The organism is Variovorax stachyos, from assembly GCF_051400855.1.
Taxonomy (GTDB): Bacteria; Pseudomonadota; Gammaproteobacteria; order Burkholderiales; family Burkholderiaceae_C; genus Variovorax.
Genome location: NZ_JBLFFN010000011.1, coordinates 102,139 through 128,089, shown reverse-complemented (window position 1 = coordinate 128,089; position 25,951 = coordinate 102,139). Strand labels below are relative to the sequence as shown.

General features: G+C 69.4%; 23 protein-coding genes. 11 read left to right on the top strand and 12 right to left on the bottom strand.

The window, feature by feature from the left end; translation table 11 throughout:
• Positions 1–102 precede the first annotated feature (102 nt).
• From ACMGEZ_RS19960 to ACMGEZ_RS19935, 6 genes are all read right to left on the bottom strand, one after another.
• Complete coding sequence (locus ACMGEZ_RS19960) at positions 103–1,377, bottom strand: ABC transporter substrate-binding protein (protein WP_436824012.1); 1,275 nt, start codon at positions 1,375–1,377, stop codon at positions 103–105.
• A 45-nt stretch (positions 1,378–1,422) separates the two neighbouring features.
• Positions 1,423–2,526: an ABC transporter ATP-binding protein gene (locus tag ACMGEZ_RS19955; RefSeq protein WP_436824011.1), complete on the bottom strand. Its 1,104-nt coding sequence runs from the start codon at positions 2,524–2,526 to the stop codon at positions 1,423–1,425.
• An 86-nt stretch (positions 2,527–2,612) separates the two neighbouring features.
• Positions 2,613–3,890, bottom strand: a complete 1,278-nt coding sequence (locus tag ACMGEZ_RS19950) for a biosynthetic peptidoglycan transglycosylase (RefSeq protein WP_436824010.1) — start codon at positions 3,888–3,890, stop codon at positions 2,613–2,615.
• A gap of 11 nt (positions 3,891–3,901) precedes the next feature.
• A complete protein-coding gene (locus ACMGEZ_RS19945) occupies positions 3,902–4,486 on the bottom strand; it encodes a hypothetical protein (protein ID WP_436824009.1) in 585 nt (194 codons plus the stop codon).
• Positions 4,464–5,396 carry an exosortase Q gene (xrtQ, locus tag ACMGEZ_RS19940; protein ID WP_436824008.1) on the bottom strand — a complete coding sequence of 311 codons (933 nt, stop codon included), beginning with the start codon at positions 5,394–5,396 and terminating at the stop codon, positions 4,464–4,466. The genes ACMGEZ_RS19945 and xrtQ overlap by 23 nt, the downstream gene beginning before the upstream one ends.
• A gap of 13 nt (positions 5,397–5,409) precedes the next feature.
• Positions 5,410–7,482, bottom strand: coding sequence for a VIT and vWA domain-containing protein (locus ACMGEZ_RS19935; protein WP_436824007.1), 2,073 nt, complete (start codon positions 7,480–7,482; stop codon positions 5,410–5,412).
• Positions 7,483–7,686: 204 nt separating this feature from the next.
• Between ACMGEZ_RS19935 and creD the strand changes: the two genes are divergently transcribed.
• Together creD and ACMGEZ_RS19925 are read left to right on the top strand one after the other, a co-directional pair.
• Entirely contained in the window at positions 7,687–9,108 is a 1,422-nt protein-coding gene (gene creD, locus ACMGEZ_RS19930) for a cell envelope integrity protein CreD (RefSeq protein ID WP_436824006.1), read from the top strand.
• Positions 9,105–11,468 carry a penicillin-binding protein 1A gene (locus ACMGEZ_RS19925; RefSeq protein ID WP_436824005.1) on the top strand — a complete coding sequence of 788 codons (2,364 nt, stop codon included), beginning with the start codon at positions 9,105–9,107 and terminating at the stop codon, positions 11,466–11,468. The genes creD and ACMGEZ_RS19925 overlap by 4 nt, the downstream gene beginning before the upstream one ends.
• A 12-nt stretch (positions 11,469–11,480) precedes the next feature.
• On the opposite strand, the gene creC is transcribed toward ACMGEZ_RS19925, so the two are convergent.
• Together creC and creB are read right to left on the bottom strand one after the other, a co-directional pair.
• Positions 11,481–12,920, bottom strand: a complete 1,440-nt coding sequence (gene creC, locus ACMGEZ_RS19920) for a two-component system sensor histidine kinase CreC (protein WP_436824004.1) — start codon at positions 12,918–12,920, stop codon at positions 11,481–11,483.
• A 90-nt stretch (positions 12,921–13,010) separates the two neighbouring features.
• A complete protein-coding gene (gene creB, locus ACMGEZ_RS19915) occupies positions 13,011–13,769 on the bottom strand; it encodes a two-component system response regulator CreB (RefSeq protein WP_436824003.1) in 759 nt (252 codons plus the stop codon).
• Between creB and ACMGEZ_RS19910 the strand changes: the two genes are divergently transcribed.
• The gene (locus ACMGEZ_RS19910) at positions 13,663–14,775 is read left to right on the top strand and encodes a YcjF family protein (RefSeq protein WP_436824002.1); all 1,113 of its coding nucleotides are present in this window, start codon (positions 13,663–13,665) and stop codon (positions 14,773–14,775) included. The genes creB and ACMGEZ_RS19910 overlap by 107 nt on opposite strands.
• 45 nt (positions 14,776–14,820) lie before the next feature.
• Here ACMGEZ_RS19910 and ACMGEZ_RS19905 read toward each other — a convergent pair whose 3' ends face one another.
• Entirely contained in the window at positions 14,821–15,594 is a 774-nt protein-coding gene (locus ACMGEZ_RS19905) for a TIGR04325 family methyltransferase (protein ID WP_436824001.1), read from the bottom strand.
• Between the two features lie 113 nt (positions 15,595–15,707).
• Positions 15,708–15,902 (bottom strand): heavy-metal-associated domain-containing protein, encoded by a 195-nt coding sequence (locus ACMGEZ_RS19900; RefSeq protein ID WP_436824000.1) that lies wholly within the window; start codon positions 15,900–15,902, stop codon positions 15,708–15,710.
• Between the two features lie 214 nt (positions 15,903–16,116).
• Between ACMGEZ_RS19900 and ACMGEZ_RS19895 the strand changes: the two genes are divergently transcribed.
• Positions 16,117–16,806 carry a response regulator transcription factor gene (locus ACMGEZ_RS19895; RefSeq protein ID WP_436823999.1) on the top strand — a complete coding sequence of 230 codons (690 nt, stop codon included), beginning with the start codon at positions 16,117–16,119 and terminating at the stop codon, positions 16,804–16,806.
• The gene (locus ACMGEZ_RS19890; protein WP_436823998.1) at positions 16,803–18,206 is read left to right on the top strand and encodes a sensor histidine kinase; all 1,404 of its coding nucleotides are present in this window, start codon (positions 16,803–16,805) and stop codon (positions 18,204–18,206) included. Before ACMGEZ_RS19895 ends, ACMGEZ_RS19890 begins: the two co-directional genes overlap by 4 nt.
• On the opposite strand, the gene ACMGEZ_RS19885 is transcribed toward ACMGEZ_RS19890, so the two are convergent.
• Complete coding sequence (locus ACMGEZ_RS19885) at positions 18,188–19,291, bottom strand: alkene reductase (RefSeq protein ID WP_436823997.1); 1,104 nt, start codon at positions 19,289–19,291, stop codon at positions 18,188–18,190. The two genes, ACMGEZ_RS19890 and ACMGEZ_RS19885, sit on opposite strands and share 19 nt — an antisense overlap.
• A 114-nt stretch (positions 19,292–19,405) precedes the next feature.
• Between ACMGEZ_RS19885 and ACMGEZ_RS19880 the strand changes: the two genes are divergently transcribed.
• Positions 19,406–20,620, top strand: coding sequence for a YbfB/YjiJ family MFS transporter (locus ACMGEZ_RS19880; protein ID WP_436823996.1), 1,215 nt, complete (start codon positions 19,406–19,408; stop codon positions 20,618–20,620).
• 18 nt (positions 20,621–20,638) lie between these two features.
• Here ACMGEZ_RS19880 and gstA read toward each other — a convergent pair whose 3' ends face one another.
• Positions 20,639–21,247, bottom strand: coding sequence for a glutathione transferase GstA (gene gstA / locus ACMGEZ_RS19875; protein WP_436823995.1), 609 nt, complete (start codon positions 21,245–21,247; stop codon positions 20,639–20,641).
• Between the two features lie 173 nt (positions 21,248–21,420).
• Here gstA and ACMGEZ_RS19870 point away from each other — a divergent pair, with 173 nt between their 5' ends.
• The 5 genes from ACMGEZ_RS19870 (at position 21,421) to ACMGEZ_RS19850 (ending at position 25,951) form a co-directional block, all read left to right on the top strand.
• Positions 21,421–21,606: a DUF1328 family protein gene (locus tag ACMGEZ_RS19870; RefSeq protein ID WP_436823994.1), complete on the top strand. Its 186-nt coding sequence runs from the start codon at positions 21,421–21,423 to the stop codon at positions 21,604–21,606.
• A gap of 25 nt (positions 21,607–21,631) precedes the next feature.
• A complete protein-coding gene (locus tag ACMGEZ_RS19865; RefSeq protein ID WP_436823993.1) occupies positions 21,632–22,546 on the top strand; it encodes a transglutaminase-like domain-containing protein in 915 nt (304 codons plus the stop codon).
• A gap of 146 nt (positions 22,547–22,692) precedes the next feature.
• Entirely contained in the window at positions 22,693–24,642 is a 1,950-nt protein-coding gene (mnmG, locus tag ACMGEZ_RS19860; RefSeq protein WP_436823992.1) for a tRNA uridine-5-carboxymethylaminomethyl(34) synthesis enzyme MnmG, read from the top strand.
• Positions 24,639–25,277 (top strand): 16S rRNA (guanine(527)-N(7))-methyltransferase RsmG, encoded by a 639-nt coding sequence (rsmG, locus tag ACMGEZ_RS19855; protein WP_436823991.1) that lies wholly within the window; start codon positions 24,639–24,641, stop codon positions 25,275–25,277. Before mnmG ends, rsmG begins: the two co-directional genes overlap by 4 nt.
• A 59-nt stretch (positions 25,278–25,336) precedes the next feature.
• A complete protein-coding gene (locus ACMGEZ_RS19850; protein ID WP_436823990.1) occupies positions 25,337–25,951 on the top strand; it encodes a LysE family transporter in 615 nt (204 codons plus the stop codon).

Sequence of the window (25,951 nt, the reverse complement as noted above, 5' to 3'; positions counted from 1 at the left end):
GGGAACACCGCGGAACCGGCTTTGCCGGGCCGCTGGTGTCGCCCCCGGTGGGGGGTGGGCGTCGCGACAAGAAGTGCGCAGCGACCTGGGGGCGAGCCAAAGTCACGCTGCGACGAACTCGTTCCACTTGCGCACCATGTACTCGTTCTCGTCCATCACGGCGTTCCAGCAGGCGATGGCACCCATGCGCTGCTCGTAGCTGCCGCCGTCGCGCACCGCGCCGGTCTTGGCCAGCAGCTCGCCGTTGGGGCTCTTGATGTCCTGCGTCGCGGCCTTGCCCTCCATCCAGTAGGCCCACTCGTAGGGCTCCATCTTCGCCTTCGCGGTTTCCAGCACCGCGCTGTAGTAGCCCTGGCGGTTGAGGTAGGCGCCGGGCCAGCCGTCGAGGAACCAGTTGATGAACTCGTAGGCCCCGTCGAGCTTCCTGCCCGAGAGCGTGGCCGGCAAACCGAAGCCGGCGGCCCAGGCGCGGTAGCCTTCCTTCAGCGGCTGGAAGTTGCAGGAGATGCCCTTGGTGCGCACCGCTGTCACGGCGGGGGACCACATCGACTGGATCACCACCTCGCCCGACGCCATCAGGTTGACCGACTCGTTGAAGTCCTTCCACAGCGCGCGGAACTGGCCGGCCTTCTTGGCCTCGATCAGCGTCTTGATCGTGAGGTCGATCTCGGCCTTGGTCATGTTGCCCTTGTCGGCGTACCTGTGGATGCCCTTGGCCTCCACCACCATCGCCGCATCCATGATGCCGATGGAGGGGATGTTGAGGATCGCGGTCTTGCCCTTGAACTCGGGGTTGAGCAGCTCGGCCCAGGTGTCGATCGGCCGCTTGATCAGGTCGGGCCGGATGCCCAGCGTGTCGGCGTTGTAGACGGTCGGGATCAAGGACATGAACTGGGTCGGCGACTTGGCGAAGACCTTGCTCTTCTCGCCCTCGAGGAACATCACCTTCTTCGGCGCGGTGCCCTGGTCGCCCACCTTCTTGCCGCCCACCTCGCCCTTGGTGAAGAGCGAGGTGATCTTGTCGGCGTTCTTGATCTTCTTCGCGTCGATGCCCTTGAGGTTGCCGGTGGGGACGATCTTCTTCAGCGAGAAGTACTCGGTGTCGATCAGGTCGAAGCTGTTGGGCGCGGTCACCGCGCGCTTGGTGACGTCGTCGGTGGTGACGGCCACGTACTGGATCTCGATGCCGGTGTCGGCCTTGAACTTCTCGGCGATCGCCTTGTCCTGGTTGACCGCGGTGCCGAGGTAGCGCAGCACGATCTTCTCCTGCGCGTGGATGGCGGGGAACACGCCGGCGGCAAGGATGCCCGCGGTGCCCTGAAGCAGGGTGCGGCGCTGCACGCCTTTGCCGGTGGTCGAGTCGATGGGTTCGGACATGGTTTGGCTCCTGATGGCGCGGTGATGAATTGGATGAATAGGGGGTCAGGCCGCCATTGCCGCGAGCGCGGACAAAGGCGCCGGCCGCGACAACGGCCCTGCTGGCGGTTCGCCCTGGGGGCGGACGGCGCCACGGCCAAGCGCACGCGCATCGGCCGGCGACCACGAGAGGCGCACGCCGTCGCCGGCTGCGTAGGGATGCGTGCCGAAGGCCTTCTCCGGCAGCAGCACCGAAACCCCGCTGCGCTCGGGCGCCGCGTCCGCGAGCTGCAGGCCGATCAGCACGTAGGTGCCCTGGTATTCCACGTCGGTGACGCGCGCCGCGTGGCCGGGCTCGCTGCCCTCGGGCGCGATGCGCATGTGGTCGTTGCGCACCGCGATCAGCCCGCCGGGCGTCTCCAGCACGTTGTGCCCGCCCATGAAGCGCGCGACGAATTCGCTGGCCGGGTGGTTGTAGACCGCGTGCGGCGTGCCCACCTGCTCGATCAGCCCGTGGTTCATCACCACCATGGTGTCGGCCAGCGCCATCGCCTCTTCCTGCGAGTGCGTGACGTGGATGAAGGTCAGGCCCAGCTCCTTCTGCCAACGCCGCAGCTCGGCGCGCATCTGGATGCGCAGAAAGGGATCGAGCGCGGACAGGGGCTCGTCGAGCAGCAGCACGCGCGGCTGGGTGATCAGCGCGCGGGCCAGCGCCACGCGCTGCTGCTGCCCGCCCGAGAGCTCGCCCGGCTTGCGCTGCGCCAGGTGTCCCATCGCGACGCGCTCCAGCAGCTGGCCGGCGCGCCGGTGGCGCTCGGCTTTCGAGACGCCCTTCATCTTGAGGCTGAAGGCCACGTTGTCGAGCGCGCAGAGATGCGGGAAGAGGGCGAAGCTCTGGAACATCATGGCCGTGCCGCGGGCCGCGGCCGGCAGGTGGGTGATGTTGCGGTTGTCCAGCAGGATGTCGCCGCTGGTCACCGACTCGTGGCCCGCCACCATGCGCAGCGTGGTGCTCTTGCCGCAGCCGGAGGGGCCGAGCAGGCAGCAATAGCTGCCGCTGGCAATGCGCAGGTCGATCTGGTCGACCGCGGGCGGCGTGCCGGCGGCGTAGCGCTTGCTGAGCGCCACGATCTCGACGGCCGCGGGCGGGAGGGCGGTGACAGCATCCATCGGTACCGGCATCGCAAGATGAATGCCAGCGCCCGCCGAGCTGGGGCGCGTGCGGCTGCGCCGACTTGGTGCGGGCGGTGCCCGCTTCAGGGCGGCGGTGCGAAGCGGGCCGCGGCGATGTTCCTCTGCAGCGACTCGCGCTGGGTGCGGGTGATTCCGCGCAGGCCCTCGACCACCCACTTGGCGCGCTCGCCGTCGATGCGCCCGTCGCGCTGCCATTTCTCGAGCGCAGCGCCCGGGTTGTTCAGCATCGCGGCCAGCCAGACCGCCTGGGCCGGCTCCAGGTTGCGGGCACTGCGCTTGAAGTAGCGGCGCGCCGCAGCCTCCGCGCCGCACAGGCCGTCCGGGCCCCAAGGCGCGTTGTCGAGGTAGAGCTGAAGGATGCGGGGCTTGCCCAGCGTCTGCTCCATCTCCACCGCGTAGAGCAGCTCGCGCAGCTTGCGCTCGGCGCTGCGCTCGCTGCCGGTCACGATCAGCCGGGCCAGCTGCTGGCTGAGGGTGCTGCCGCCGCGCTCGACCTGGGCGGCCTTCTGGTTGGCATCGAGGGCGGCCGTGAGTTCGACCAGGTCGTAGCCGGGATGGCTGAAGAAGCGCTGGTCCTCGGCCGCGATCACCGCGCGCGCGAGCCAGCTGTCGGGCGTCAGCCGGCTCGGCGGGCCGCAGCTGCTGCGGGCGCCGAGCAGGGCTTCGGTGCCCAGGCCCTCGACGCTGAACTGCTCGATGCGCGGATGCAGCGCGAGATGGTGTCCCGGCAGGTCGAGCTGGGCGCGCAGCGCCAGCGTGCCGCCAATGCGCGCCCGCTGCAGCTCGGGGATGGCGGGCGCCAGCACGCTGTACCAGCGGGCGATCGGCGCCTCCGGCGCATCGATGTGGATCTGCAGGGACTTCTGCGTGAGCCTGCCTTCCCAGCGCGCGCGCAGCACGTTGTCGCCCGCGACGCTGGACACGGTGGTCGCGGCCGGCGTGGCTTCGAGCACGCCGTTGAGCGAGCCGGCATCGCGGCGCGCGGTGAAGCGCAGGTTGTCCAGGCGCAGGGGCGTGTTGCCAAGCGCCGGCACGCGGGCGCTGCAGGGCGCGCAGTCCAGCTCGAGGGTGCTGGTGGCCTCGTTCCAGCCGACATGCACCGGGCCGTGCTCGGTCTTGAAGCTGCGGCCCGCCAGCCAGGGCGCGAACCAGGAGGAGGTGGCGAGCCGGATCGCGGTGGGGACGCCGACCTCGAGCGCGAAAGGCCCCGCCTTGATGCGCGTCGGCCACTCGCCCGGACCGGGCGCCAGCGCCAGCTTCACGACCAGGTACATGGCGACCGCGGCAGTCAGCACGAGGGCCAGCAACCCGAATAGCAGGAAGAGCAGCGCTTTCTTCAAAAAAATGTCTCTCAGTCCTCGAACGCGATCGGCCTTGCCAGGGTGACGGCCTGCCACGGCCCCTTGGACCGGCCACCTGCGGCCGCCCAGTACCAGGCTGAAGTGTCGGTGAAAGCCGTGCCCGCGGCATCGACGATGCGCTCGCAGACCCGCAACTTTCGTCCGTCGGGGCCCTGGGTGACGAAACAACGCCACAGTCGGTCCTGCGGATCGCGTTCCAGCCGGGTCTCGCCGATGCGGAAACCCAGCGCCCGGTAGCAATCGGCAGCCGGGTGCAGCATGCGCGTGGGCGCATTCACCTGGCGCAGCACCACGGTCTGGCGGCCGTCGGTCAGGCGGGCGATGGCGCCGGGGAAGCGCTCGGCAAAGCGCTGCTCGACCGCGCCCAGCGCCATCGGCCGCAGCGCGGCGCCATCCCAGTGGCTCGGCCATTCGTGAAAGCTGGCGACCGGCGGCGGCTCCGGAGGCGGGCGCAGCGCCGAGGCGGCGGACCACAGCAGGCACAGCGTCATCGCCAACGCGAACGCTGCCTTGTGCGCGATGCGGTTGAGGAAGCGGTTGCCGAAGCAGCGCTCAAGATAAAGCGGTATCGACACGGCGGGCTCCGGGGGCGGTGATCAGGCCGGGAATGGCGGTGGGACTGAAGGAGGACGCGCGGCGCGCCGGCGCCATCAGTTGCGCGATGGCGCCGCAGACCAGCGCCAGCACGGCCAGGCCCACGGCCTCGTGCATCCAGGGCGCGAGCGCATGGCCCGCGCCTTCGAACGCGACGAGCACGCTGTTGCGCAGGATGTTGCCGCCCAGCACCAGCAGGCCCACTGCCGGCAGCCGGGCGAGGAAGCGCCGGTCGCCATGCCGCGCCCAGAGCGCCACCGCGCACGCCGTGAAATAGCCGAGCCAGGCCATCTGCACGCCCGAGCAGGGCGCATCGACGATGACCAGCCGGCCATCGACCAGCAGGCTGCTGCCCTCGCGCAGCACCGAGAAGCCCGGCGCCAGCAGCCAGCGGCTGGCCTCGGCCGTGATCACGCGCAGCGGGTAGCCGGCGTAGAACTGCAGCGAGGAGAGCAGGGGCAGGGCCAGCACCGCGAGGCCGATGACGGGGAGCCTGGCCACCTGGCGCGGCAGGAAGGCGAGCAGGCCCGCGGCGAGCGCCAGCACGGCGACCAGGCCGGCCGCGAGCGGCGGCAATGCCGACAGGGGGCCGATGCCGGTGCGCAGCAGCGTGGCCGCCACTGTGCCGGCGGCGGCGAGGGCGAGCCAGCCCAGGCGCGGCGCTGCGCGCAGCGACCGGCGCTTCGACCACGCGAAGAGGCCCAGCGCGCCGAGCGCCAGCAGGCCGAGCGGATCGTCGGCGCCGTCCTGCAGCCGGCGCGCCATCCACAGCCAGGTCGGCAGCAGCGCGGCGGCCTGCAGTGCGAGCCAGGCCGCGGCAGGCGCGCGGTCGAGGCGAATGCCCCAGTCGAACAGGCGGGGGTGCGTGCGGGCGAGTTGGTCGAGCGTCATGCGTGCGTCCTCCTCATGCGGTGAAGCGGCGCGGATCGTGGCGGCGCGCGCGGCGGCGCAGCATGGCCAGCATCGACAGCAGCAGGGCGATGGCGCCCCAGGTCTCGGGCTCCGGCGTGCTCGGCACTTCGGCGCCCAGCGTCTGGCCCTGGCCCAGGGCCAGTTCGCTCACCCCCTTGGGCAGCGGCTGCGGCTGGTCGACCGAGGTGCTCGCCTGCGGTGCCGGATTGCGCACCACTTTGTCGACCGCGATGAAGCTGGTGTACTGCGTGAGCAGGCCATAGCGCAGGCCCAGCTCGGTGATGCGCTGCCTGAAGGCATCGCCGCCTTCCAGCGCCTCCTGGTCGCTCAGGCTCGCGATGCGGTGCCGCGCCCAGAGGCTGCGCAGCGCGGCGGCGTCCTGGCGCGTCGTCCCATCGATCAGCAGGTCCTGCCGGTACGGGCCTTCCGCACCCTGGCCCTGGATCACGACACGGCCCTTGGGCTCGCCGCGCCACTTGCCGAACACGATCACCGGGCGCTCGCCCAGCACGTCGGGCAAGGCCTGCGGTTCCACGTCGTATACATCGAGGCCGCCGAAGCTGGCCTTCACGTTGGTGAGCACCGGCGACTCGACCATGCGCTTGAAGCGTGCGGCCTGCTCGGGCGCCTGGACCGGGTCGGTGATGATGAAGGGCTCGCCCATGCCGGCACGCGCCAGGCCTTCCATCAGGTGCCGGTTGACCGAGCTGCCGATGCCGAAGGCGAAGACATTGGCCTTCGACAGGTTCCTGCGCACCAGCTCGAAGGCTTCGCGCTCCACGGTCACGTAGCCGTCGGTCACGACCACCACGGTGCGCGACACCTCTTCGGGCTTGGGCTCGGCATAAACGCGCTTGAGTGCCGGGATGAGCTCGGTGCTGCCGCCGCCGCTGTAGTTCCTGATGGTGGAAAGCGCCTGCTCGATGTTGGCGCGTGTCGCAGGCACAGACTGCGGCGACAGCATCTTGCTGCTGCCCGAGAACAGCAGCACGTTGAAGGTGTCGCTGGGCCGCAGGCCGCCGATCAGCCGCTCCAGCAGCACCTTGGCCGTCTCCAGCGGAAAGCCGTGCATCGAACCCGAGATGTCGACCACGAAGATGTAGTCGCGCGGCGAGATTGCGTTGGCGGCGACGGACTTGGGCGGCTCGACCATCGCGAGGAAGAAGTTCTCGGCATTCTCCCCTTGCCCCCTGTAGAGCATCAGCCCCGATTCGATCTTCTCGCCGGCCAGGCGCCAGTCGAGCACGAAGTCGCGGTTGTTGGCGGACTCGCCGGTGCGCGCCAACGTGATGTCGGCCTGCTGGTCGTTGTCGCGCTTGCCGACATCGATGGCATGGGTGGCGGAGCGCACTTCCTTGATGCCCAGCGGTGTGTCGAGCGCGACCTTCATCTTGAAGCTCGTGTTCGGCGCCACGCCGGCTCGCAGCGCAGGCTGCGCCACCCACCTGGCGTTCCTGTTCTCCGACTGCGGACTGTTGTAGCGCGGTCCCACCACCGTCGGAAACACGAACTGGTAGTTGCCGGCCTGCGGCACCAGCAATTCGGTGTAGCGCAGCTCCACCTTGACGTCGTCGCCGGGCAGGATGTTGGCGACGTTCATCTGGAACACGTTGGGCAGGTGCTGCTCCAGCAGCGCGGCAGTCCGGCCTTCCTTCTTCGCGGCGTCGTAGTCGATGCGCGCCTGCTGCTTCTCGCGGATCTGCGCGGCGATCAGCCGGTCGCCCAGCCGCACGTTGAGTCCGCTGACGGCGGCCCGTGTCGAACCCGGGAACACGTACCGGGCCTCGATGGCGCGCGTGCCCTCGTTGCGGTAGGTCTGCGTGACGGTGACGTCGGCGATCACGCCCGAGACCTTGACGTCGACCTCGGTGGCCTTGAGCGGCAGCGCATCGACGGCCGGGTCGTCGCTCTTGACGAAGAAGTACGGGCTTTCGGTCTTCAGGCGCGGGCCCGGTGCTTCCTGCGCGTGCAGGGGCCGCGCGACGAGCAGCGCGAAGCCCGCGCTCGCGAGGCCGATGGTCGCGAGCCAGAGCCAGCGGCCGGGGCGTGTGGTGGTGGCTTCCATGGCGATGGTCCTTTTCCCTCGATGAATGCGTGCAACGGCGCACGGGGCCCACTGTCGAGAGGGAAGGCGAAGGGAGTTGGAAGCCTTCTTGAAGCGCGCGGTCTTGTGTGAAGTCCGTGTGAAGTCCCATGTCGTGCGCACTTCACATGCGCTTCGGGTCGCGCCGCCAGCATCGGCCCATCGTCATCGATGAGGAGAACTTCCATGCTTGCGCGGCTTCGACATTCCGTGCTCATCAAGGTCCTGGGCCTGCTGGTCCTGACCGTGCTGCTGTGCATCCCGCTGGCCCAGATCGAGGGCCTGACCCGCGAACGCGGCAACAGCCAGCGCGAGGCGGCCGCCGAGCTGGCTTCCACCTACACCGGCGCGCAGACCTTGATCGGGCCCTTCCTGGTGCAGCCCTACGTGGAGCGCTGGATGGAGCCGCAGCGCGATGCGCAGGGCCGGGTCGTGGGCCAGGAGGCGCGCAGCAAGGAAATGGCGCACCTGGTCTTCCCCGACAAGCTGCACATCGAGGGCAGCCTGACGCCACAGGAGCGCTACCGCGGCATCTTCCGCATTCCCTTCTACACGCTGGGCGCAACGCTGGAAGGCGCGTTCTCAGCCTTCGACGCGGCTGCGATGCCGCACAGCGAGAAGGACTCCACCCTCGAGCTCAAGCCGCCCTACGTGGCGCTGCACCTGAGCGACCTGCGCGGCCTCGACGGCTCGCCGGCGTTGCGGCTGGCGGACGAGACGCTGCGCTTCCAGCAACGCCTGCCGGGCGTGGCCGAGGACGCGGCGCTGGCGGGCGGCATCCATGCGCCCCTGGCCGGCACCGCCCTGGCGGCGTGGCAGGCGGGCCGGCCCCTGGATTTCACGCTCAAGCTCGGCGTCGTCGGCCAGGAGCGGCTTGCGATGGTGCCGATCGGCGAAGAGACCACGGCGCACCTGGTCTCGCCCTGGGCCCATCCGAGCTTCGGCGGGCGCTTCCTCGCTTCCGAGCGCAGCGTGACGGCGCAGGGCTTCGACGCGCGCTGGCGCGTGTCCTCGCTGGTGACCACGGCGCGCGAGCAGGTGCGCGAAGGGCTGCGCGGCGGGCGTGATGGCCGGCCTGCTGGTGCGGGCAGCGCGGCCATGCAGAGCTTCGACGTTTCGCTGGCCCAGCCGCTCAACGTCTATGCGATGTCAACGCGCGCGACCAAGTACGGCGTGCTCTTCATCGGGTTGGTGCTGATGGCTGCGTTCATGTTCGAGCTGTTCCGGCGGCTGCCGCTGCACCCGGTGCAGTACGGGCTGGTGGGCCTCTCGATCGCGGTCTTCTTCCTGTTGCTGCTCGCGCTGTCGGAAAAGCTGGCCTTCTGGCTGGCCTATGCCTGCGCCGCGAGCGCCAGCGTGCTGCTGCTGGTGGTCTACTTCAGCGCGGTGCTGCGCGGCTGGCGGCGCGGCGCTTCCTTCGGGGCCTACGTGGCCCTGCTCTATGGCGCGCTCTACGGCTTGCTGGCGTCGGAAAGCAACGCGCTGCTGCTGGGCGCGCTGCTGGTCTTCGGCATGCTCGCGGTGCTGATGCTGGCGACGCGAAAAGTCGACTGGTATGCCTTGTCGATGGGCGATGCCGCCGCCTCCGGTGCGGGAGCGCAATCATGAAGGCCGGCGCGAAGCGCGTGCTGCTGTGGGGCATTGCCGCGATGGCGGTCGGCGCAGGTGCGGCGCTGTGCGCGGGCGGTGTGGCGATCGCGGTGCTGGCCCCGCAGCTGCCCGATGTGTCCGAGCTCTCCGACTACCGGCCCAAGCTGCCGCTGCGCGTCTACACCGCGGATGGCGTGCTGATCGGCGAGTTCGGCGAGGAGCGGCGCGAGCTGGTGCCCATCGCCGAGATGCCGAAGCAGCTCAAGGACGCGGTGGTGGCGGTGGAGGATGCCCGCTTCTACGAGCATCCGGGCATCGATCCAAAGGGCCTGTTGCGCGCGGTGCTCGCCAACCTGCGGCATGGCGTGCACCAGGGCGCCTCCACCATCACGCAGCAGGTGGCGCGCAACGTCTACCTGAGCGCCGAGCGGACGCTGTCGCGCAAGATGCTGGAGGCGCTGCTGGCCTTCCGGCTCGAGCAGCACCTGAGCAAGGACCAGATCCTAGAGATCTACCTGAACCAGATCTTCCTCGGCCATCGCGCCTACGGCTTCGCCTCGGCCTCGGAGCGCTACTTCGGCAAGCCGCTGCGGGAGATCACGCTGGCGGAGGCCGCCATGCTCGCCGGCCTGCCCAAGGCGCCGGGCACCAACGACCCGGTGAGCAATCCGCGCCGTGCACGCGCCCGGCAGCTTTATGTGCTGGACCGCATGGTGGCGACCGGCGCCATCAGCGCGGCACAGGCGGCCGAGGCGAAGCTGGAACCGCTGCGCCTGCGCGACCCTTCCGAGCCGAAGCGCCTGCATGCGGAGCACGCGGCCGAGACCGTGCGCCAGCTGATGGTCGCGCAGTACGGGGCGAGCACCTACACGCGCGGCTTCAAGGTCTTCACCTCGCTGGTGGCGAGCGAGCAGGCGGCAGCCTGGCAGGCTTTGCGCAAGGGCATCCTCGACTACGAACGGCGGCAGCCCTGGCGCGGGCCGGAGCGCTTCGTCGAGCTGCCTGCCGACCCGGCCGGTCAGGCAGCGCTGGACGACGCGGTCGACGAAGCGCTGGCCGAGCACCCCGACAGCGGCGACGTGCTGGCTGCCGTGGTGCTGCAGGCCGATGCGAAGGAGGTGGTGGCGGTGCGCGGCAATGGGGAGCGCGTGCGGATCGCGGGCGAGGGCTTGCGCACGGCCCAGGCCGGCCTGTCGCCGCGGTCCGCGCCGAACCTGCGCGTGCGCCGCGGCGCGGTGATCCGGGTGGCGAAGACGCCCAAGGGTGCCTGGGAGATCACGCAGCCGCCCGAGGTCGAAGGCGCCTTCGTGTCGCTCGACCCGCGCGACGGTGCAATCCGCGCGCTGGTGGGCGGCTTCGACTTCGGCAGGAACAAGTTCAACCATGTGACCCAGGCCTGGCGCCAGCCGGGCTCGAGCTTCAAGCCCTTCATCTATTCGGCGGCGCTCGAGAAGGGCTTCACGCCGGGCACCCTGGTCGACGACGCACCGCTGTTCCTCGATGCCGCGACCACGGGCGGCTCGCCGTGGCAGCCCCGGAACTACGACGGCCGCTTCGAAGGCCCGATGAGCTTGCGCCGCGCGCTCGAGCAGTCGAAGAACATGGTCACCATCCGCGTGCTGCAGTCGATCGGGCCGCGCTATGCGCAGGACTGGATCGGCCGCTTCGGCTTCGAGCGCGCGAAGCACCCGGCCTACCTGCCGATGGCGCTGGGCGCCGGCTCGGTCACGCCGATGCAGATGGCGGCGGCATACGCGGTCTTCGCCAACGGCGGCTATCGCGTGAGCCCCGCTTTGGTGACGCGCATCACCGATCACAAGGGGCAGGTGCTGGTCGAGGCGCCGCCGCCGGTGCGCGACGAGACCACGCGCGCCATCCCCGAGCGCAACGCCTTCGTCGTGAGCTCGCTGCTGCAGAGCGTGGTGCGGCACGGCACCGGCTTCAAGGCGTGGCAGGCGCTGCAGCGCGAGGACCTGCACGGCAAGACCGGCACCACCAACGATTCGATCGACACCTGGTTCGCGGGCTTTGCCTCGACGCGCGTGGGCGTGGCCTGGATCGGCTACGACACGCCGCGCCAGCTCGGCGTGCGAGGCGAGACCGGCGGCAGCATGAGCCTGCCGATCTGGACCGGCTACATGCAGGCGGCCCTGCAGGGCGTGCCGGTTGCGCCCGTGCCGGCGCCGGCGGGCGTCGTGCAGGTGGAGGGCGAGTGGTACTACGACGACTACGCGCCGGGCCGCGGCATCGCGAGCCTGGGGGTGGATGCGGACGCGGGTGCGGGCGCGGTGCCGCCGGCCGAGACGCTGGCCGGCGTGCCCGTCAGCGAGATGCCGACGCCGGAAGAACGCAGCAGCATCCTCGATCTGTTCCGCTGAGCCACGGCCAGGTCAGCCGGGCGAGGCCAGCGGCAGCGTGAGCGTGGCCAGCGCGCCGCCGCGGGGCGCGTTCGCGAGCTCGATGCGCCCGCGGTGCAGCGCCGCGATCTCCTTCACGAAGGCGAGCCCGAGGCCGGTGCTCTTCTTCTGGCTGTGCGGGCGCGCCAGCGAATAGAACTTCTCGAAGACCTTGTCCTTGGCATAGTCGGGAATGCCGCCGCCATGGTCGCGCACCGTGATGCGGGCCTCGCGCGCGCCGGCATGCAGCGCCAGCGCGACCTCGGCGCCTGCGGGCGAGAAGTCGATGGCGTTGTCGAGCAGGTTGCTGAGCGCGCGCCGCAGCAGAAAGGGGTCGCCCTCGACGTGCGCCTCGGTCTCGATGGCCAGGTGCAGGCGGATCTCGCGCGCCGCCGCCGCGCCCTGCGCGCTGGCCGCCACCTCCCGCAGCAGCGGCGCGAGCGCGAGGGTCTCGCTGCGGTCCAGCGCGCGCTGGGTCTCCAGCGCGGTCAGCTCCATCATGCGGTCGACGATTTCCTGGATGCGCTGGGTCTCGCGCGTGATGTTGGCGAGGAAGCGTTCGCGCTCGGCCTGCGGCATCGAGGGTTCCTGCACCAGCTCGGCGGCGCCGCGGATTGCCGACAGCGGGCTCTTGATCTCGTGCGTGAAGGTCTGCACGTAGTCGGCGACGTAGCTGCGTCCGGTGAACGCATCGCGCATTTCGCCGAAGCCGCTGCGCAGCGTGTCCACCGCGCGGCGCAGCATGCGAGACAGGCTCCAGCTGCGCTGGTTGCGCAGCCAGCGCCAGTAGTCCGAGATCAGGCCGAAGGGCCGCACCAGCCAGACGGAGAAGATCAGCGCCCCCACCAGCAGCGCAAGGGCCGAGCCCACGCCCACCCACAGCGTGCGGGCGCGCGCGTCCTCGACGAACTGGCCGAAGCTCTGCACCGGCTTGCCCACGCTGACCACGCCGACGATCTCGTTGTTCCAGCGCACCGGGGCGGCGGCGTACATCACCGAGGTCAGCGGGTCGCCCTCGATGTCGCGCGAGGTGCGCGCGCCGTAGAGGCCGGCCAGGGTGCGGCTGACGTCGCTCCACTTCGAGAAGTCGGCGCCGGTGTTGCGGCCCAGCGAATCGAAGAGCACGCGGCCGCTGCGATCGGTGACGTAGACGCGCAGCTCCACTCGGCTCTTGTGCAGGTTGTAGATCTGGGCCGAGAACCGGCGCGCGTAGACCGAGCGGAACAGCGGCTCCAGCCGCGCGGTGTTGATGGCGCCGGCGATCACGTCCTGCTCGACCAGGCTGGCCATCAACTGGGAGGCCTCGACCAGCGATTCCTCGGCCGACTCGCGGTAGCGCGGGTCGATGTCGGCGACAACGCGGTAGAGCAGGAAGGCGATGCCCGCCGTGTAGACCAGCAGGATGCCGATGAAGATGCGGGTTCTTCTACTCATGTGGCCCCCACGCTCCGCACTTCGTGTCGTCGCTGGACGAGTCGCCGCGAGACGCGGCGGCTCTTCGGCCCGGCGCCGGCCTGACACGCTTCATCGCGAGGGAAGCTCTTCGTTGAGCGCGTAGCCCGTGCCACGCAAGGTGCGGATCGCCTCGACCTCGGGCGCGACGGCGCGCAGCTTGGCGCGCAGGGTCTTGATGTGGGCATCGACCGTGCGGTCGAAGCTCTCGCTGGCGTCGTCCCACACCAGCTCCAGCAGCTCGTCGCGCGTGAACACGCGGCCCGGCCGCTGCACCAGCAGCTTGAGCAGCCCGTACTCGTAGCGCGAGAGCTCGAGCAGGCGGCCGTAGTAGCGGATCTGCATGCGCTCGGCATCGAGCGCGAAGGGGGAAGCCGGCGCGCTGCTCGCTGGAGCGGCTGGGGCCGCCGGCGCAGGGCTCGCCACCGAATGGCCGTTGCCACGTCCGCTGCGCCGCAGGATGGTGCGCACGCGCGCCACCAGCTCCCGCGGCGAGAAGGGCTTGGCCACGTAGTCGTCGGCGCCCAGTTCGAGGCCGACGACGCGATCGATCTCGTCGCTGCGGGCCGTGAGGAAGAGCATCGGCACCTCGGCGCCGCCCTGCTCGCGGTTGAGCGCCTGAAGCCGCTTGAAGAGCTCGAAGCCGTTCATGTCGGGCAGCCCCACGTCCAGGATGGCGAGCGCCGGCGGCTCGGCCGCGAACTGGGCGATGGCCTCCTCGGCGGTGGCGCACCAGACGGGCACGAAGCCGTCGGTCCTGAGCACGTACTGCAGGGTGTCGGCGATGCCGGACTCGTCTTCGGCGATCAGGATCCGCGGATGGGAGAGCATGGGGCGGATGGTAGCGGCCCGGAACCTTTGCGCGGCGCGGCGAACGAACAGGGCCTTTCCATTTCCGGAGACCCCGACCGTGACCCCATCCGAAACCCGGGCCATCGTGAGCCTGAGCCTGCTGGCGGCCTTCGTCGACGGCGAGAAGCACGAGCGCGAGCGCGCCGAGATCAAGCGGATTGCCGAGGGCCTCTCGCAGGCCGACGGCGTGCAGCTGCCCACCCTCTACCAGGACGTGCTGATGAAGCGCGTGTCGCTGGCCTCGGTGGCCGGCGAGCTGAAGAGCCCCGAGGCGCGGCAACTGGCCTACGAGATGGCCGTGTGCGTGTGCGACGCCGACGGCTCGCAGTCGCAGGCCGAGCGCCTGTTCCTCGCCGATGCCCGCACGGCGCTCGCGCTGGATACGGCGGTGGCGACGCAGTTCGCGCAGCAGGCCGAGGAGATCGCATCCGTGCCGCTGGCGCCGGCCGCGGCGGCGGCTCCTGCCGTGGACGGTGCCGCGCTGGACCAGGCCATCCTCAACGCCGCGATCCTGAACGGCGCGCTGGAGTTGCTGCCCGAGACGCTCTCGACGATGGCCATCATCCCGCTGCAGATGAAGCTGGTGTATCGCATCGGCAAGGCTCACGGCTACGAGCTCGACAGCGGCCATGTGAAGGACTTCCTCGCCACCGTCGGCGTCGGCCTGACCTCGCAGTACCTCGAGCAGGCCGGCCGCAAGCTGCTGGGCGGGCTGCTCGGCAGGGTGGGTGGTGGACTGCTGGGCGGCCTGGGCAAGCAAGCGGTGAGCTCGGGCATGAGCTTCGCGAGCACCTACGCGCTGGGCCACGTGGCGAAGCGCTACTACGCGGGCGGACGCACGCTGTCGACGCAGATGCTGAAGGAGGCCTTCGCGAACGTGACGCAGGAGGCCCAGGGCCTGCAGACGCGCTACCTGCCGCAGATCCAGGAGAAGGCCCGCACGCTCGACACGGGCAAGGTGCTGGCGATGGTGCGCGGCGCCTGACATGCGGGCGGACGCGCCGCTGCGCCGGCGGCGCCCGCCCGGGCTTCAGGCCTGGTGGAGGTCGAAGCAGCAGCCCGCGTAGTAGGGCTTGTCGCCGCCGTCCACGAACGGCACCTCGATCGCTTTGCCTTCGTTGCGCCAGGCGTCGCGCCGCTTGTAGCCGGACGCGGCCAGGTCGGCCAGCAACTGGTCATGGTGCTGGATGCGGTAGGGGCAGACAGCGAAGCCGATGCTGTTGAGCGTGTAGAGCGTGCGCTCCGGGTGCACGGCGGTGGTGTTGAGCACGATGCGCCGCGGCTTCACCGGCAGCGCGGCGATGATCTCGGAGATGCGTTGCGGCAGGTACTGCAGGCTGCCCGAGGCGTAGAGCACGTCGTAGCCGCTCGCGTCCCGGAAGTCGGTGCTGAAGCTCAGCTGCGCGGTGGCCTCGCGCTGCACCGCAAGCTCGCGGCCGGTCTTGACCACGGCGGGCACGTCGCAGACCGTCCAGCGCAGATCGGCCGGGTAGTTCAGCATGCGGCGAAAGGCGTAGTACTTGATGCCGACGTGGCCGCCCAGGTCGAAGATGCTGCGCATGCCGTCGTCCAGCGCGCGGCCGATCCAGAACAGGCCGGGATAGTCGTAGGGCGCGACCTGGTGGCTGTAGAAGGCATCGGCGGGGGCGTTGTCGTAGCCGACGGCCTTGGTCGGCGGCGCACCGGCCTCGGCAGCGGCGAAGCTCTCGAAGGAACCCATGAAGAGGTTCTCCTCGCGGTTCTCCAGGAACTTGCGGCGGTAGGCAGCTTCGCGGACCGACGCGGGGAGGAGACTCGTAAGCATGGGTGCTCTTTGCCTTTGTGTTGAATGCAATTGCAGCGCGCATTTTGCACTTTGAAACAAAGGTATTCAACCTCGAACTGCACTGGGCGCAGCCCCAGCCGGTGGGGCGCCGGCTACTCGACCCGGTAGCCCGCGTTCTCGATCGCCAGCACGATGTCCTGGCGCGGCTGCGTGCTCAGCACGTCGACATGGCCCGTTTCGAGGTCCACCGTGACCTGCGCCTTGGGATCGATCGCCTGCACCGCGTTCTGGACCGCGGTGACGCAGTGGTTGCAGCTCATGCCCGACACCTGGAATTTCTGGCTCATCGTTGCTCCTTCATGGGGGTTGAAGCGACAGTGTCGACTTTGCCACGGTGTCAATGTCAAGGTCGACGACATCGCATGTTTGCCGAAGGGGTGATGGCCCTCCGCGAGGAACCGCGGCACATGCCGTGCTGTCGTATCCTCGTGCGCGTTCGTCGCGCCGCCGGCGCGCCACGGACCGGGTCTCCCGGCTTTCCGCCCTTTTTCTCGTTCACCCATGCGAATCCTCCTGGTCGAAGACGATGCCGTGCTGCGCGGCGTGATGTTGCGCAGCTTCGGCGACGCCGGGCACCGCGTCGACGTGGCGGCCAACGCCGAGGACGCGGACCACCTGTGGCGGGTGCAGCTCTTCGATGCCGTGCTGCTCGACCTCAGCCTGCCGGCCACCGCGAGTGCGACCAGCGGGCTCGGAAGCGGGCTGACCGTGCTGCGCCATGCGCGTGCGCGCGGCGACCGCACGCCGGTGCTGGTGCTGACGGCACGCGGCCGGACCGAAGAGCGCATCGCCGGTCTGGATGCCGGCGCCGACGACTACCTGGGCAAGCCCTTCGACCTGGCCGAGGTCGAGGCGCGGCTGCGTGCGCTGGTGCGGCGCGCGCAGGGCACCGAGGACATCTCCCTCCTGGGGCAGCTGAAGCTCGATCGCAAGGCACGCCGCTTCACGGTGGCCGGCGCGCCGCTGGACCTGCCGGCGCGCGAATTCGAGGTGCTGTGGGAGCTGATGAGTCCGCCGGGCCGTACCGTCAGCAAGCGCGCGCTGTCCGACAAGCTCTCGACCTTCGACGATGCGCTGGGCGACAACGCGCTCGAGGCCTTCATCTCGCGACTGCGCAAGAAGTTGACTGGCAGCGGCGCGGCCATCCGCACGCTGCGCGGCATCGGCTATCTGCTGGAAGCGGCTGCGTGACCTGGCCAGGGGCCCCCGCCAAGGTGGGCGCGCCTTCGCTCACCGCACGCGTGCTGCGGCGGGTGCTGCTGCCACTGGCCCTGACCTGGCTGGCGGGCACGGCGGTCGCCGTGGCGGTGGCCAGCCATTTCACCGAGCAGGCTTTCGACCGCTCGCTGCTCGACGATGCCTACGCGGTCTCGGCCAACGTCGAAGCGGGCGAGCGCGACATCCACCTGCGGCTGACGCCGCGCGAGGTCACGAGCGTGCTCTTCGACCAGACCGAGACCATCTACTTCGCGGTGCTGCGGCCGGACGGCTCCCTGCTGGCGGGCCGCGCAGGCCTGCAGGCGCCGCCACCGAAGGAGGGAGCGCGCTACCGCTTCTCCGACATCGAGCACGAGGGCCAGCCGCTGCGCGCGGTCGTGCTGGACCACGAATCGCCCAACGCCTTCCGCGTGGTGATCGCGCAGACGACGCTGGCGCGCAGTGCGCTGGTGGAGCGATTGCTGGGCTACGCGCTGGCGCCGCAGCTGCTGTTGCTGGCGCTGCTCGCGGCCTGGCTGTGGCGTGGCATCGAGCGCGAGCTGCGGCCCCTGGGCGAGTTGCGGCGGACGCTGGACCAGCGCGATGCGCGCGACCTGGCGCCGGTGCCGGTGGCGCACAGCTCGCGCGAGCTGGAGCGCCTGGGGGAAACGCTCAACGCGCTGCTCGAGCGCCTCGGGCACAGCGTGCGCGCGCAGCGGGAGTTCGCGGGCAACGTGGCGCACGAGCTGCGCACGCCGCTGGCGGGCATCCGCGCGCTGGCCGAGTACGGGCTGGCGCAGCACGCCCCGGCGGTCTGGCGCGAGCAGCTGCAGCAGATCGCCGCCAGCCAGTCGCGCGCCAGCCGCCTGGTCGACCAGCTGCTCGGGCTGGCGCTGGCCGACGAGGGACGCACGGGCCTGCAGCGCGAGCCGCTGCGGCTCGACGTGCTGGTGGAACAGGCGGTGCTGCGCCACCTGGCGCGCGCCGACGCGCAGGGCGTGGACCTGGGCGCGCTGGGCTTGGAGGCGCCGGTGACGGTGCAGGCCAACGCCGCGCTGGTAGAAGGCATCCTCGACAACCTGATCGACAACGCACTGCGCTATGGAGGCCGCACCATCACCATCGAGCTGGCCGGGAGCACCCTGGCGGTGATCGACGACGGGCCGGGCATCGCGCCCGAGCTGCAGCGTGTGCTGATGCAGCGCTGGTCGCAGGGCCACGAAGGCATGAAGCTGGGCCAGGGCGCCGGCCTCGGGCTGGCGATCGTGGCGGGCTATGCCGCGCTGCTCGACGCGGAACTGGGCTTCGAGAAAGCCGGCGAGGCCGGCGGGCTGCGAGTCAGCGTGGCCTTCGGCGCGCCGCCTGCCGCCGAGCTTCAGGCCAGCGCCGGGTAGTCGATGTAGCCCTGCTCGCCGCCGCCGTAGAAGGTGCTCTTGTCCCAGGGATTGAGGGGCGCGTCTTCGCGCAGCCTGCGCACCAGGTCGGGGTTGGAGATGAAGGGCTTGCCGAAGGCCACCAGGTCGTCACCTTCCTTCAAGGCGGTTTCGGCCAGCGGCTTGTCGTAGCCGTTGTTCACCATCCAGGCGGCCCGGCCGCCGGCCTTGCGGTAGGCGGCCTTGAGCGCTTCGTAGTCGAAAGGCCGGTCCTCCAGCTCGCGCGGCCCGCCGGTGGCGCCTTCGATGACGTGGACGTAGGCCAGGCCAAGGGGCGCAAGCTGTTTCACGACGTATTCGAAAAGCGCCTGCGGATCCGCGTCGTGCACGTCGTTGGCGGGCGTGACGGGCGACAGCCGGATGCCGGTGATGCCGCCACCGACCGCGTCGACCACCGCCCTTGCCACCTCGAGCAGCAGGCGCGCGCGGTTCTCGATGCTGCCGCCGTAGTCGTCGGTGCGATGGTTGCTGCCGGTCTTGAGAAACTGGTCGAGCAAATAGCCGTTGGCCCCATGGATCTCGACGCCGTCGAAGCCGGCGGTTTGCACCGCATTGCGGGCGGCCGCCGCATAGTCGTGGACGATGCCCGGCAGCTCGCTCGCATCGAGGGCGCGAGGCTCGGAGGTCTCGACGAAGGTCGGCACGCCCTTCTTGATCAGCACCGTCTTGGTCTTGGCCGCGATGGCCGACGGAGCGACCGGCTTGCCGCCGCCGGGCTGCAGCTCGTTGTGCGAGACCCGGCCGACGTGCCACAGCTGCACGACGATCTTGCCGCCCTCGGCATGGACGGCGTCGGTGACGCGCTTCCAGGCCTGGAGCTGCTCCTCGGTGTAGAGGCCGGGTACGTCGGCATAGCCTTGGCCCTGGTGGCTGATGGCTGTGGCTTCGGTGATCAGCAGGCCGGCGCCGGCGCGCTGCGCGTAGTAGGTCGCGGCGATCGGGGGCGGCACCGCCTTGGGCGAACGGTTGCGCGTGAGCGGCGCCATGACGATGCGGTTGGCGAGCTTCAGGTCGCCGGCCTGGATCGGATCGAAAAGAGAAGGCATCCTTTTTTCCTTTTGTTGTGAAGGGAACGCCGCACGGTAATGCGATGCGCACGGCCGCGCTGGCGCGGGGTTGTCGTTTTGCTGGTAGTGCATGCCGCAGAATGGCCGTCCCCGATGACGACCCTTGCCGCCACGCTCACGCCCGCCCGAGCCCTGCGCCTTGCACTCGCACTGTCCCTGGGAGCGGCGGTGTCGCTGGGCATCACGCGCTTTTCCTATGGCCTGCTGTTGCCGCCGATGCGCGCCGACCTCGGCTGGAGCTACACACTGGCAGGCGGCATGAACACCGCCAACGCCGCCGGCTACCTGCTGGGTGCGCTGATGACGCCGGCCTTGATAAGACGTTACGGGCCGTTGCGGCTGCTGGTCGGCGGCGCGGTGTGGGCCAGCATCTTCATGGCGGCCAGCGGCTTCTTCACCTCCGCGCCGGCGTTGCTGGCGCAACGGCTGCTGGCCGGCGTCGCGAGCGCCTGGGTCTTCGTGGCCGGCGGCCTGCTGGCCGTGCGCCTCGGTGCGCTGCAGCCTGAACGCGCCGGCCTGCTGCTGGGGCTCTACTACGGAGGCACGGGCTTCGGCATCACCCTGTCGGCGCTGCTGGTGCCGCCGGTGCTGCGGGTCGCGGAGGGCCAGGCGCATGGCTGGGCCTGGGCCTGGTGGGCGCTGGCGCTGGCGTGTATGGCGGCGACGGCGGTGCTCGGCCTCGCGGCGCGCGCCATGCCGGCCGATGCGCTCCAGGGCGCCTCCGCGGCGCCTGCGGCCGGCGCGGTGCCGCGCGCGGGCGTGTATCGCCTCGGCTGGGCGCTGGGAGGCTACGTCATGTTCGGAGTGGGCTACATCGGCTACATGACCTTCGTGATCGCGCTGCTGCGCGAGCAGGGCGCGAGCGCAGAGGGCATCACGGCCTTTTACGCACTGCTCGGCGTGGCCTGCGTGGCATCGGCAAGGCTGTGGGCCGGGTTGCTGGATCGCTTCCGCGGTGGCGGGCCGCAGGCCATCCTCAATGCATTGCTGGGGCTGGCGACGCTGCTGCCGGTGCTCAGCGCAGCCTGGCCTGTGGCCTTGCTGTCGGGAGTGCTGTTCGGGGCGGTATTCCTGTCCGTCGTGGCCTCCACCACGGCGCTCGTGCGGCACAACCTGCCGGACGCGCAATGGGCGGCCGGCATCAGCGCCTTCACCATCGTCTTCGCGTTGGGACAGATCGTGGGGCCGACCGTGACGGGCTGGATCTCCGACGGCACGGGCGGCCTGGCGCGCGGCCTCGTGGCTTCGGCCGCGGCGCTTTGGATCGGCGCCGCGCTGGCGTGGCGACAGCGGCCGCTGGGCCGCTGAGGACGCCTCGCGCCTTGCTTACTTGCTCAGGCCTTCGGCCTGGAGCGCCTCCTTCACATGCGGCCGGGCGCCGACACGGGCATGCCAGGCCTGCACGTTGGGGTAGGGCGACAGGTCGATGCCGACCGGCTTGGCCCAGTTGGTGACGGTGAACAGGTAGCCGTCGGCGACGGTGAAGTGGTCGCCCATCAGGTACTCCTTGCCCGCGAGTTCGCGGTTGAGCCACTCGTAGCGAGACTCCAGCTTGCTCTTGAAGACGGCTTTCGCCTCGTCGGGCATGGCGGGGTTGAAGAAGGGCGAGTAGGTCTTGTGGATCTCGGTGCCGATGAAGGTGAGCCACTCCTGCAGCCGATAGCGCGACAGCGTGCCGGCCGCCGGCGCGAGGTTCTTGGTGGGAGCGAGATCGGCGATGTACTGCACGATGGCCGGGCCTTCTCGCAGGCGCGTGCCGTCGTCGAGCTCGAGCATCGGCACGTAGCCGAGCGGGTTGATGCCGTAGTAGTCGGTGCCGTCCTTCAGCTTGTGGCTCTTGGTGCTGGCGAGCACGGGTTCGAAGGCGATGCCGGCTTCGCGCAACGCGATATGCGGCGAGAGCGAGCAGGCGCCCGGCGAGTAATACAGCTTCATGCAGAGACTCCAATGGAAGGTTGAGGAACGATCTCGAAAGCAGAGGATGCTAGCGGTTTCGCGCCGCGTTTTTGTCCTACGGTGCCTCGGGTGGGCCGACTATCGGGGGCGGGAGGCAGGTTTCCTATCCTGCGATGCGCCGCGGCGGGGGCCGCGATCGAAGGAGCTCCTCCATGTTGAAGTACGCCATCATTTTTGCGATCGTCGCGTTGATTGCGGGCGCGCTCGGCTTCGGCGGCATTGCCGCGGGCGCGGCGGGCATTGCCAAGCTGCTCTTCGGCCTGTTCCTGATCCTGGCCGTGGTCTTCCTGGTGCTGGCAGCGCTGGGCATCGGCGCCGCGAAAAAAGCCTTGGACTGACGGCCCCGCGGCCCTGGGGAGGAACATGCATGCGTCGAACCTGGAAGCCGTGCTCGACTACGAGATCGAGGCGCCTTCGCACCTGGTGTTCAACATCGAGGCGGCGCGCGGTGGCGCACAGGTCGTGATCAGCGAGGAGCTGGAGATCGAGCCTGCCGTGCAGCGCGAGGCCTTCTGCGACGAGGTCAGCGGCAACCGCTTCGTGCGTTTCGATGCGCCGGCGGGGCCGCTGAAGATCCGCTATCGGGCCCATGTCCAGCGCGCCCACGTGCTGGTGCCGGCCGAGCTCGCGGAGCTGCCGGTAAACCAGGTGCCGCACGAGTTCCTCCACTACCTGATGCCGAGCCGCTATTGCGAGTCGGACCTGATGTCGCGTTGCGCGCAGCAACTCTTCGGTGACCTGCCACCGGGGATCGGGCGCGTGCAGGCGATCGCCGACTGGATCCACGACAGCATCACCTACGAGCCGGGCAGCAGCAATTCGACCACCACCGCGCGCGAGGTGTTCGTCGAGCGCGCGGGCGTGTGCCGCGACTTCGCGCACCTGGGCATCACCTTCTGCCGCGCGCTCAATATCCCGGCGCGGCTGGTGGTGGGCTATGTCTGGTTCGACGAGCCGCCACAGGACTTTCACGCGCTGTTTGAGGCCTGGCTCGGCGGGCAGTGGGTGCTCTTCGATGCGACACGCATGGCGCCGCCGGACCGGCTGGTGCGCGTGGGCACCGGACGCGATGCGAAGGATGTGGCCTTCTGCACCTTCTTCGGACCCGTTCGCATGACGGGCAAGGCGCTGAGCGTGCACGAGGTGCAGGACGAGCGCCTCGTCGTCGCTGCCGGGCCGGTGCCGAGCGGGCAACTGGTGGGCATCGAGAAGCCGGTGCCCGTGGCCGCGGCCTCGGTGCCGCTGCTGCATACGCCCGCCGCTACGCAGTTGCTATAAAAAAGATAGCAGCGGTGCGCGCCAACAGGCGCTTTCGAGGGAAAGCAGCACTCCGCACACCTTGCCCCTGCGAGCCTATGGGCGCCCTGCGCGATTAAAATCGACGCCCCCTTTCCGCAAGCGCACGCGCAAGTGCGCCCTCCCCAATGCTGTATCCCGAAGAATTCGATGTGATCGTCGTCGGCGGTGGCCATGCCGGCACCGAGGCTGCGCTCGCTTCCGCGCGCATGGGCGCCCGCACCCTGCTGCTCACCCACAACATTGAGACGCTGGGCCAGATGAGCTGCAACCCCTCGATCGGCGGCATCGGCAAGGGGCACCTGGTCAAGGAGGTCGATGCGCTCGGGGGCGCGATGGCGATCGCGACGGACGAGGCAGGCATCCAGTTCCGCATCCTCAACTCGAGCAAGGGCCCGGCGGTGCGCGCAACGCGCGCTCAGGCCGACCGGGTGCTCTACAAGGCGGCGATCCGTCGGCGGTTGGAGAACCAGCCGAATCTTTCGCTCTTCCAGCAGGCAGTCGACGACTTGATGATCGAGGGCGACCGGGTGGTGGGCGCGGTGACGCAGGTAGGCATCGCCTTCCGGGCGCGTGCCGTGGTCCTGACGGCCGGCACTTTTCTCGATGGCCGCATTCATGTGGGCCTGGACAACTACCAGGCCGGGCGGGCGGGCGACCCGCCGGCGGTCAGTCTGTCGGCTCGGCTCAAGGAGCTGAAGCTGCCGCAGGGCCGGCTCAAGACCGGCACGCCGCCGCGGCTGGATGGCCGCAGCATCGATTTCTCCAGGTGCGTCGAGCAGCCCGGGGACGGCATGCCGGGCGGGGCAGGGCCGATGCCGGTCTTCAGCTTCATGGGCCGGACGGATATGCATCCGGCGCAGATGCCTTGCTGGATCACCAACACCAATGCCAGGACGCACGACATCATCCGGTCCGGCTTTGACCGCAGCCCGATGTTCACCGGCAAGATCGATGGGGTGGGGCCGCGCTACTGCCCGAGCGTGGAAGACAAGATCAATCGCTTCGCCGACAAGGAAAGTCACCAGATCTTTCTCGAGCCCGAAGGGCTGACGACCAACGAGTACTACCCGAACGGGATCTCGACCAGCCTGCCATTCGACATTCAGTACCAGCTGGTCCGCTCGATGGCGGGGCTGGAGAACGCGCATATCTTGCGGCCCGGCTATGCGATCGAGTACGACTACTTCGATCCTCGCGAGCTCAAGACGAGTTTCGAGACGCGCGCCATCCAAGGGTTGTTCTTTGCCGGGCAGATCAATGGCACCACCGGTTATGAAGAGGCGGCGGCCCAGGGGCTCTTCGCCGGGATCAACGCGGCGCTGTTGTGCCGCGGCGAGGCGGCTTGGCTGCCGCGCCGGGACGAGGCCTACCTGGGTGTCCTGGTCGATGACCTGATCACCAAGGGCGTGACCGAGCCCTACCGCATGTTCACCAGCCGCGCCGAGTTCCGGCTGCAGCTGCGGGAGGACAACGCCGACATGCGCCTCACGGAGGCCGGCCGCAAGCTGGGGTTGGTGGACGATGCCCGCTGGGACGCGTTCTCGCGCAAGCGGGATCTTGTTTCACGTGAAACAGAGCGGCTGCGTTCGATCTGGGTGAATCCGCGGAACCTGCCGGCCAGCGAGTCGGAGCGCGTTCTCGGCAAAGCCATCGAGCGCGAGTACAACCTCGGCGACCTCCTGCGGCGGCCGAATGTGGACTATGCATCGCTGATGTCGTTGGACGGCGGCAAGTACGCGTCGGCACAGCCGCTGGGCGAATCCGAGATCGAGCAGATCGAGATCGCCGCGAAATACGCCGGCTACATCGATCGACAGCACGACGAGGTCGAGCGGGCTGCGCATTTGGAGAACCTCAAGCTCCCACCCGATCTGGACTACGGCCAAGTCAAGGCGCTGAGTTTCGAAGTACGGCAGAAGCTGGCCAAACATCGCCCCGAAACCCTGGGACTCGCGTCGCGCATCTCGGGCGTGACGCCGGCGGCCATCTCGCTTTTGATGATCCACCTGCGCAAGGGCGGGCACCGCGCCTTCGCACGGAGCGCGGCTGCCGAGTCGCAGCAAGTCGGCGAATGAGTTCCGATGGGGAGTTGCGGGAGGGCGCAGCGACGCTCGGGCTGAGCCTGGATGATCGGCAATGCGAACAGCTTCTGGCCTACGGCGCGCTGATCCTGAAGTGGAACAAGGTGTACAACCTGACCGCACTGCGCGATCCGTCAAGCGTCCTGACCCATCACCTGCTTGATAGCCTGTCGGTCATCCGCCCCTTGGCGCGCGAGTGGCCGGGGAGGGCGGCGCTGCTCGATGTCGGTGCCGGTGCAGGCCTGCCGGGCGTGGTGATCGCGATCCTGCGCGGAGACATTGCTGTCACGTGCCTGGACGCAGTGGCCAAGAAAGCGGCTTTCGTCCAGCAAGCGGCGGCGGAACTCGGCTTGCCGAACCTGCGCGGCTTGCATGCCCGGGTGGAGTCGCTAACCGGCAGCTTCGAGTTGATCAGTTCTCGCGCCTTCGCCTCCTTGCCCGATTTTTTCGAGGGATCGAAGCATCTGCTTGCGCCCGAAGGCCGTTGGTTGGCCATGAAGGGCAAGGTGCCAAGTGAAGAACTGGCCCAGGTCCCGGCCGGGATCGAGGTGTTTCACGTGGAACAACTGCGTGTTCCCGGCCTGGAAGCTGACCGCTGCATCGTCTGGGCGCGAAAACAGGCGGCTTGACCGGCATCCGGCGATCGACCTCGCTTAGACTCGAAGCCTCCCCCTTCCGAGGCAAATCCATGTTCGGCATCGCTGACTACGGCGCGTTCGTCGTCGCCATCATCATCTTTCTGGCGATTCCCGGGCCGGGCAACTTGGCCATCATCACCTCCACCGGCAAGGGCGGCATCCGCGGCGGGCTGGCAGCCGCCTTGGGCCTGATCGTCGGCGACCAGATCCTGATGTGGGCAGCCGTCGCCGGCGTTGCCGCGCTGCTGAGCGCCTATCCGCCGGCTTTCAAGGCGGTGCAGTGGCTGGGAGCTGCCTACCTGGCTTGGCTGGGCTTCCGAATGTTGACCGCCAAGCCGGGCGCGGCGCCGGTGCTCAACATCCGACCGCGTCAGTACTTCCGTCAGGCGATGATGATCACGCTGCTGAATCCGAAGGCGATCGTCTTCTACATGGCGTTTTTTCCGCTCTTCGTTGACCCGGCCCGCCACCAGGGGCTGCTGACCTTCGGCGTGATGGCGCTGACGATCGCGGCATTGACCTTCGCCTATTGCCTCGGCGCCACGCTGCTCACGCACTTCCTGGCAGAGCGCCTGCGCGCCAATCCTCGCGTCAAGGCGCTGCTGGAAAAGCTTGCCGGCGTCTTCCTGATCGGCTTCGGCGTGAAGTTGGCGGCCTCTCAGTAG

Bases quoted from the DNA above. Each gene is read 5' to 3' on its own strand.
- creB (WP_436824003.1), bottom strand. From the start codon at position 13,769: ATGCTCTCCCATCCGCGGATCCTGATCGCCGAAGACGAGTCCGGCATC.
- rsmG (WP_436823991.1), top strand. From the start codon at position 24,639: ATGAGTTCCGATGGGGAGTTGCGGGAGGGCGCAGCGACGCTCGGGCTG.
- ACMGEZ_RS19850 (WP_436823990.1), top strand. From the start codon at position 25,337: ATGTTCGGCATCGCTGACTACGGCGCGTTCGTCGTCGCCATCATCATC.
- ACMGEZ_RS19885 (WP_436823997.1), bottom strand. From the start codon at position 19,291: ATGCCTTCTCTTTTCGATCCGATCCAGGCCGGCGACCTGAAGCTCGCC.
- ACMGEZ_RS19895 (WP_436823999.1), top strand. From the start codon at position 16,117: ATGCGAATCCTCCTGGTCGAAGACGATGCCGTGCTGCGCGGCGTGATG.
- ACMGEZ_RS19925 (WP_436824005.1), top strand. From the start codon at position 9,105: ATGAAGGCCGGCGCGAAGCGCGTGCTGCTGTGGGGCATTGCCGCGATG.
- creC (WP_436824004.1), bottom strand. From the start codon at position 12,920: ATGAGTAGAAGAACCCGCATCTTCATCGGCATCCTGCTGGTCTACACG.
- ACMGEZ_RS19880 (WP_436823996.1), top strand. From the start codon at position 19,406: ATGACGACCCTTGCCGCCACGCTCACGCCCGCCCGAGCCCTGCGCCTT.
- ACMGEZ_RS19935 (WP_436824007.1), bottom strand. From the start codon at position 7,482: ATGGAAGCCACCACCACACGCCCCGGCCGCTGGCTCTGGCTCGCGACC.
- ACMGEZ_RS19905 (WP_436824001.1), bottom strand. From the start codon at position 15,594: ATGCTTACGAGTCTCCTCCCCGCGTCGGTCCGCGAAGCTGCCTACCGC.
- creD (WP_436824006.1), top strand. From the start codon at position 7,687: ATGCTTGCGCGGCTTCGACATTCCGTGCTCATCAAGGTCCTGGGCCTG.
- mnmG (WP_436823992.1), top strand. From the start codon at position 22,693: ATGCTGTATCCCGAAGAATTCGATGTGATCGTCGTCGGCGGTGGCCAT.
- gstA (WP_436823995.1), bottom strand. From the start codon at position 21,247: ATGAAGCTGTATTACTCGCCGGGCGCCTGCTCGCTCTCGCCGCATATC.
- ACMGEZ_RS19955 (WP_436824011.1), bottom strand. From the start codon at position 2,526: ATGGATGCTGTCACCGCCCTCCCGCCCGCGGCCGTCGAGATCGTGGCG.
- ACMGEZ_RS19960 (WP_436824012.1), bottom strand. From the start codon at position 1,377: ATGTCCGAACCCATCGACTCGACCACCGGCAAAGGCGTGCAGCGCCGC.
- ACMGEZ_RS19900 (WP_436824000.1), bottom strand. From the start codon at position 15,902: ATGAGCCAGAAATTCCAGGTGTCGGGCATGAGCTGCAACCACTGCGTC.
- xrtQ (WP_436824008.1), bottom strand. From the start codon at position 5,396: ATGACGCTCGACCAACTCGCCCGCACGCACCCCCGCCTGTTCGACTGG.
- ACMGEZ_RS19870 (WP_436823994.1), top strand. From the start codon at position 21,421: ATGTTGAAGTACGCCATCATTTTTGCGATCGTCGCGTTGATTGCGGGC.
- ACMGEZ_RS19865 (WP_436823993.1), top strand. From the start codon at position 21,632: ATGCATGCGTCGAACCTGGAAGCCGTGCTCGACTACGAGATCGAGGCG.